The organism is Bradyrhizobium sp. MV1.5, from assembly GCF_055807615.1.
The window spans coordinates 57,410-63,712 of sequence record NZ_JBVVPL010000024.1 but is presented as its reverse complement, the minus strand read 5'-3'; the positions used below and the strand labels follow the sequence as shown (position 1 = coordinate 63,712).

The 6,303-nt window shown below is 65.9% G+C and carries 7 protein-coding genes; 5 read left to right on the top strand and 2 right to left on the bottom strand.

The window, feature by feature from the left end; genetic code table 11:
- Positions 1–184 precede the first annotated feature (184 nt).
- Positions 185–601, bottom strand: a complete 417-nt coding sequence (locus AC0L2J_RS21990; protein ID WP_473394232.1) for a CHRD domain-containing protein — start codon at positions 599–601, stop codon at positions 185–187.
- A gap of 155 nt (positions 602–756) precedes the next feature.
- Here AC0L2J_RS21990 and AC0L2J_RS21985 point away from each other — a divergent pair, with 155 nt between their 5' ends.
- Entirely contained in the window at positions 757–1,686 is a 930-nt protein-coding gene (locus AC0L2J_RS21985; protein ID WP_473394363.1) for a c-type cytochrome, read from the top strand.
- Positions 1,687–1,710: 24 nt separating this feature from the next.
- Here AC0L2J_RS21985 and AC0L2J_RS21980 read toward each other — a convergent pair whose 3' ends face one another.
- Positions 1,711–1,956 carry an Lrp/AsnC ligand binding domain-containing protein gene (locus tag AC0L2J_RS21980; protein WP_007602021.1) on the bottom strand — a complete coding sequence of 82 codons (246 nt, stop codon included), beginning with the start codon at positions 1,954–1,956 and terminating at the stop codon, positions 1,711–1,713.
- A 129-nt stretch (positions 1,957–2,085) separates the two neighbouring features.
- Between AC0L2J_RS21980 and thiD the strand changes: the two genes are divergently transcribed.
- The 4 genes from thiD to AC0L2J_RS21960 all read left to right on the top strand — a co-directional run bounded on the left by thiD (position 2,086) and on the right by AC0L2J_RS21960 (position 5,987).
- Positions 2,086–2,886 (top strand): bifunctional hydroxymethylpyrimidine kinase/phosphomethylpyrimidine kinase, encoded by an 801-nt coding sequence (gene thiD, locus AC0L2J_RS21975; RefSeq protein ID WP_473394228.1) that lies wholly within the window; start codon positions 2,086–2,088, stop codon positions 2,884–2,886.
- A gap of 184 nt (positions 2,887–3,070) precedes the next feature.
- Positions 3,071–3,883, top strand: coding sequence for a UDP-2,3-diacylglucosamine diphosphatase (locus AC0L2J_RS21970; RefSeq protein ID WP_473394223.1), 813 nt, complete (start codon positions 3,071–3,073; stop codon positions 3,881–3,883).
- A gap of 13 nt (positions 3,884–3,896) precedes the next feature.
- Complete coding sequence (locus AC0L2J_RS21965) at positions 3,897–4,940, top strand: glycosyltransferase family 4 protein (protein WP_007612417.1); 1,044 nt, start codon at positions 3,897–3,899, stop codon at positions 4,938–4,940.
- Positions 4,941–5,003: 63 nt separating this feature from the next.
- Positions 5,004–5,987 carry a threonine/serine dehydratase gene (locus tag AC0L2J_RS21960; RefSeq protein ID WP_007612414.1) on the top strand — a complete coding sequence of 328 codons (984 nt, stop codon included), beginning with the start codon at positions 5,004–5,006 and terminating at the stop codon, positions 5,985–5,987.
- Positions 5,988–6,303 lie beyond the last annotated feature (316 nt).

Sequence of the window (6,303 nt, the reverse complement as noted above, 5' to 3'; positions counted from 1 at the left end):
CCCCCCCCCCCCCCGCGCCGCCCGGCCCCCCCCCCCCCCCCCCCCCCCCCCTCCTATTTCCCCCCCCCCCCCCCCCCGGCGCCCCCCGCGCCCCACCGTGGGGTGGCCCGCCGGCCCCCGGGCCCGCTAAACCAAACCGGGGGGGGGCGCGGCCCCCCCCCCTTTTTGCTGGTCTGTGCGAAGGTTACTTCATCACCTGACCGCGGATCTCGCCGCCCGGATTGGCCGCGGTGTGGATGTTGACGTAGAGCTTGCCGCCGAGCAGATCGGCCGCCTGCGCGTCGGTCAGTGTCGCCGAGCCCTCGGCCGGGCTGGTGGCTGCGCCGGGAATCGGGATCGCAACGCCGGCGTTCTTGCCGGGTTCGGCAGGTCCGTGGAAATGCGCGGCGGTGGCGGGGCCGGACAGACCGGAATAGGTGACCTTCCAGGACAGCTTCTTGCTGGCGGCGTCGTAATCCAGATCAGCCGTTCCCGTACCGCTGCTGGTCGTTGCGGGGACCTCGGACTTGGCGTCGAGCGTTGCTTTCAGCTTTTCGGCGCTGGCCGAACCTGCAAGAGCAACGGCGCCAAGCACTGACATCGCGATGACGATCTTGTTCATGATTTTTCTCCCTGCTGAACCCGTTTGGGCCGCCAAACTTCCAACAGCCGGCATTTCAGTTTATTCCCGTTTCAGGCCGCGGTGGGCTAAATTCTTCGTGGCTGGAGCCGCGAGGACATCGGTCATAAGCTTCGCCGCGACGACGAAAGGACCGCATATTGCGACGAACAATCTCCGTGGCGCTGCTCGCCGCACTCGCCGCAGCCGGCGTCTATTGGTGGCTCAGCGCGCCGGTGGTGGCGGCCGCCGGCACCGCGCCTGCCCGCGTCCCTGATCTTGCCAATGGGCAGGTGATGTTCAACGCCGGCGGCTGCGCTTCATGCCATGCCGTCCCCGACCAGCCCGATCGTCTCAGGCTCGGCGGCGGCATCGCGATCAAGTCGCCGTTCGGAACGTTCTACGCGCCAAACATCTCGTCCGATCCGACCGACGGCATCGGCAAATGGAGCGAGGCCGAATTCGTCAACGCGGTGATGCACGGGGTTTCGCCGGACGGACGGCATTATTTTCCGGCCTTTCCCTACACGTCCTATCAGCACGCCAGGCGCGAGGACGTGCTTGATCTCTTCGCCTACCTGAAAACGCTGCCGGCCGTTGCAGGCAAGGTGCGCGACCACGACGTGCGCTTTCCGTTCAACATCCGCCGCAACGTCGGCATCTGGAAATTCTTATTTCTGGACGGCAAGCCCTTCGTCGCCGACAGCGCGAAGTCGCCGCAGTGGAATCGCGGCGCCTATCTCGTCAACAGTTTTGGCCATTGCGCGGAATGCCACAGCCCGCGCAATGCGCTTGGCGGCATCATCGCCGGACAACGCTTCGCCGGCGGACCCAATCCGGAAGGCGAGGGGTGGGTGCCCAACATCACCCAGAAGGGCCTCGGCGAGTGGAGCGCGAAGGATATTGCCTATTTCCTGAAGACCGGCGAATTGCCCGACGGCGACAGCGTCGGCGGCGCGATGACGCGGGTGATCAAGAACACCTCGCAATTGCCGGACGACGATCTCGCGGCGATGGCGGACTATCTCAAATCGCTGCCGCCGGTGGACGGTCCGCCGCGCCCCAAGCGCAAGGAGGGCGGCGCCTGATCGGGCCCGCCCTTTTCCGGACGGTCAACTTGCGCCAAACGCCTTGAACGTGATGATGGTGAGGGTGTCCTGGATGCCGGGCAGCACCTGCACCTTCTCGTTGACGAAGTGGCCGATATCGGTGTCGTTGTCGACGTAGAACTTCACCAGCAGGTCGTATTGGCCGGCCGTGGAATAGATCTCGGAGGCGATCTCGGCTTCGGCAAGCGCATTGGCGACCACATAGGATTGGCCGAGCTTGCATTTGATCTGGACGAAAAAGGGAACCATCGCGGTCACTCCGAAAGCATATCTGGCGGCTAATAGGCCAAACCCGGCCGGATTTAGCAAGCGAACTTGCTGGGCCGGGGCAGGCGCGCTAGGACGAGCCATGGCTTCGAAAACGCGGAAGATCGCCCCATGACGACGCCCGTCGCGCTGACCATTGCCGGCTCCGATTCGAGCGGCGGCGCCGGCATCCAGGCCGACCTGAAGACCTTTGCCGCGCTCGGCGTTTTTGGCGCGTCCGCCATCACGGCGCTGACGGCGCAGAACACCCGCGGCGTCACCGGCATTCACGCGGTGCCCGCCGAATTCGTCACCGCGCAGATCGACGCGGTGTTTTCCGATCTCGAGGTCGGCGCGGTCAAGATCGGCATGGTGGCGCAAGCCGCCAGCATCGATGCGATCGCGGCCGCGCTGTCGCGCTGGGCGCCCCGGCATGTCGTGCTCGATCCCGTGATGGTGGCGACATCGGGCGATCGCCTGCTCGCGTCCGAAGCTGTCGACGCCCTGCGCATCAAACTGATGCCGCTGGCCTCGGTGATCACACCCAATCTGCCTGAGGCCGCGGCTCTGCTCGGCGAACCGGTCGCGGCCAGCGAGGCCGAGATCGAAAGCCAGGGGCGCCGGCTGCTGGCGCTCGGCTGCCGGGCGGTCCTGATCAAGGGTGGGCACGGCGAGGGCGCCGAGAGCATCGACTATCTCGTCGATGCCAGCACCACGATCGCGCTCGCCGCGCCGCGCGTTGCCACTCGCAACACCCATGGCACCGGCTGCTCGCTGTCCTCGGCGGTTGCCGCGGGGCTCGCCAGAGGCGAGGATCTCGAGCGCGCCGTGCGCAACGCCAAGACCTGGATCAGCGCGGCGATCGCGGCCGCCGATCGCTTCAGCGTCGGCCACGGCCACGGCCCGATCCATCATTTCCACAAATTCTACTAACGCCGCTCGCGAGCGCGCCGCGGTTCCGGGTTCTTGCGGAGGCCGCTGCGACGCCATGTCGCCTGATTGTCGCATGCGACTGATATTCGCGGGGTGGGCGAGGCAAGCGCGATTCGTATCCGAAGGTGCCTCAAAGGTTCAATTGGTCATCCCCCTGTCACGGGACATTGTTACAGGCTGGCGCATGGGAAGTTGCGATGTGAGTGACGAGAGCCCGGAGCGGCGCTTTCGCACGTTGTTCATCTCCGACGTTCATCTCGGAGCCCGCGGTTCTCAAGCCGACCTTCTGCTCGACTTCCTGCGTTTCCATGATGCCGACACGATCTATCTCGTCGGCGACATCGTCGACGGCTGGGCGCTGAAATCGAGCTGGCATTGGCCGCAATCGCATAACGACCTGGTCCAGAAGCTTTTGCGCAAGGCGCGCAAGGGCGCCAAGGTCGTCTACATCCCCGGTAATCACGACGAGTTCCTGCGCAACTATTACGGCACGCATTTCGGCGGCATCGACGTGGTCGAGAACACCGTCCACACCGGCGCCGACGGCAAGCGCTATCTCGTCATCCACGGCGACATCTTCGACCTCGTGGTGCAGAACGCACGCTGGCTCGCCCATCTCGGCGACAAGGCCTACGATTTCGCGATCCAGCTCAATCGCTTCGTCAACTTCTTCCGGCGCATGTTCAAGGTGCCCTATTGGTCGCTGTCGCAATGGGCCAAGCAGAAGGTGAAGAATGCGGTGAACTATATCGGCGCGTTCGAGCAGGCGCTCGCCGCCGAGGCGCGGCGTCACGACGCCGACGGCGTGATCTGCGGTCACATCCACTACGCGGTGATCCGCGACGAGGGCGGCATCCGCTACATGAATTGCGGCGACTGGGTCGAGAGCTGCACGGCGCTGGTCGAGCACGACGACGGCCGTTTCGAGATCATCACCTGGGCGGACCAGGCCGAGAAGCCGGCACAGGTCCCGCAGGTTGCAGCCAGAGCTGCATGACAAAGGCAGCCTGATGCGCATCCTGGTCGCGACCGACGCCTGGCACCCGCAAGTCAACGGTGTGGTTCGGACGCTGACCAAACTTGCTGACGGTGCCAAAAGCCTCGACGTCGAATTCTCGTTCCTGACGCCGCAATCGTTCCGCACCTTTGCGATGCCGAGCTACCGTGACGTGCGGCTGGCCATGCCGCGGCCGGGCAGAATCGCAAAGCTGATCGAAGAGGCGCACCCGGACAGCATCCACATCGCGACGGAGGGTCCGATCGGCCTGATGGTTCGGCGTTATTGCCGCCAGCGCAAGCTGCCCTTCACGACCAGCTTCCACACCCGCTTTCCCGAATATGTCCGCGCCCGCGTGCCGGTGCCGGGCTCGCTGATCTGGCGGGCGCTGCGCCGATTTCACAGCCCCAGCCGCGCCGTGATGGCGGCAACGCCGGCGCTTGCCAGCGAGCTGACCGAGCGCGGCTTCGACAATGTCGTGTTGTGGCCGCGCGGCGTCGACACCCATTTGTTCCATCCCCGCGCGATCGATCTCTGCCTGCCGGCACCGGTGTTCCTCTCGGTCGGCCGGGTCGCGGTGGAGAAGAATCTCGAGGCGTTCCTCGACCTCGACCTGCCCGGCACCAAGGTGATTGTCGGCGACGGTCCGGCGCGTGTCGCGCTGGAGGAGGCCTATCCGGACGCGATCTTCCTCGGCGAAAAGCACGGCGAGGAGCTGGCGGACATCTACGCGGCCGCCGATGTCTTCGTGTTTCCGAGCAAGACCGACACGTTCGGTCTCGTTCTGCTCGAAGCGCTGGCGAGCGGCCTGCCGGTCGCGGCCTTCCCGGTGAAGGGCCCCCGCGACGTGATCGGCGATGCCCCGGTCGGCGCGCTCGATCACGATCTGCGCGGTGCCTGCTTCGCCGCGCTGGACATCTCCCGGCAGGACTGCGTCGAATTCGCCGCCAACTACACCTGGGAAGCCTCGGCCCGGGCTTTTATCGACAGCATTTTGGCGGTCGATGCGGTGCTGCCGGGCCGGAACGGGGCAGAACCGGCGCGATTCGTCGCCTGAGGGGAAGAAGCGCTCGCGCAGACATGCCTTGCCCGCGCCTCATCCGCCGCGATAACATCGGGTATGACAGAACAGCTCCTCCCGATCGGCCCTGCCGATATCGATGCCGCAGCACGCGTGATCGCGCCCTTCGCCGTCCGCACGCCGCTGTTGTCCTTTCCCGTGCTCAACGAACGTGTCGGCGCAAAGGTCTATCTCAAGCCGGAGATGCTCCAGCGCACCGGCTCGTTCAAGTTCCGCGGCGCCTTCAACAAGGTCGCCTCGATCCCGCAGGACAAGCGCGCCGGTGGAGTCGTGGCGTTCTCCTCCGGCAACCATGCCCAGGGCGTTGCGGCGGCGGCCAAGATCCTCGACATGCAGGCGACCATCGTGATGCCTGCGGATGCGCCGTTGTCGAAGCGCGAGCGCACCAAATCCTACGGTGCCGAGGTCGTGCTGTACGACCGCGACCGCGACGACCGCGAGGCGATCTCGCGCGGCATCGCCGAGAAGCGCGGCGCGACGCTGGTCAGGCCCTATGACGATCCCTTCGTGATCGCCGGCCAAGGCACGGCCGGCCGCGAGATCGCCGAGGACATGGCGGCACTTGGTCTCGCCCCAGATATCGTGGTAGCGCCGGCCTCCGGCGGCGGCCTGATCGCGGGCGTCGCGACGGCCGTGAAGGCACGCTTTCCGCTGGCCCAAATCGTCGTGGCCGAGCCCGAAGCGTTCGACGATCACGGCCTGTCGCTGACCGCGGGCCACCGCGAGCCGCACGCACCCGCCGGCCGCACCATCTGCGATGCGCTGATGGCCCTGATCCCCGGCGAGATGACCTTTGCGATCAACAGCAAGCTGCTCGCGCGCGGCGTCACCGCGTCGGACAAGGAAGTCGGCGCGGCCGTCGCCTTTGCCTATCGCGAGCTGAAGCTCGTGGTCGAGCCGGGCGGAGCGGTCGGCCTGGCCGCGCTGCTTGCGGGGCGACTTGATGTGGCCGGCAAGAACGTCGTCATCGTGCTCTCGGGCGGCAATGTCGACGCCGATCTGTTCGCCGAGCTGGTGGCCTGAGAGCAGTTTCCCTGTGGCCATCCTTCGAGACGCCCGCTTTGGCGGGCTCCTCAGGATGAGGAAGGCGTGCGCGGCAGCAGTTTCAATCGGCCCCGATGCTGATTAGCCTCAGCCTGAGGAGACCGCGAAGCGGTCGTCTCGAAGGACGAGGCGCGCGCTCAGAGCGCGCCAATGCTGATCATATCTATTCCCCAATGCGAAGAGGGGCAGAGCGTCACCGCTCTGCCCCGTCTTTATTTTTGGCATGTGGGTTAGAACTAGCCGCTTTGCTAGGTGCAAACACAACCCCGTGCGGGGGAGGTGGGCGCGGAGCGCC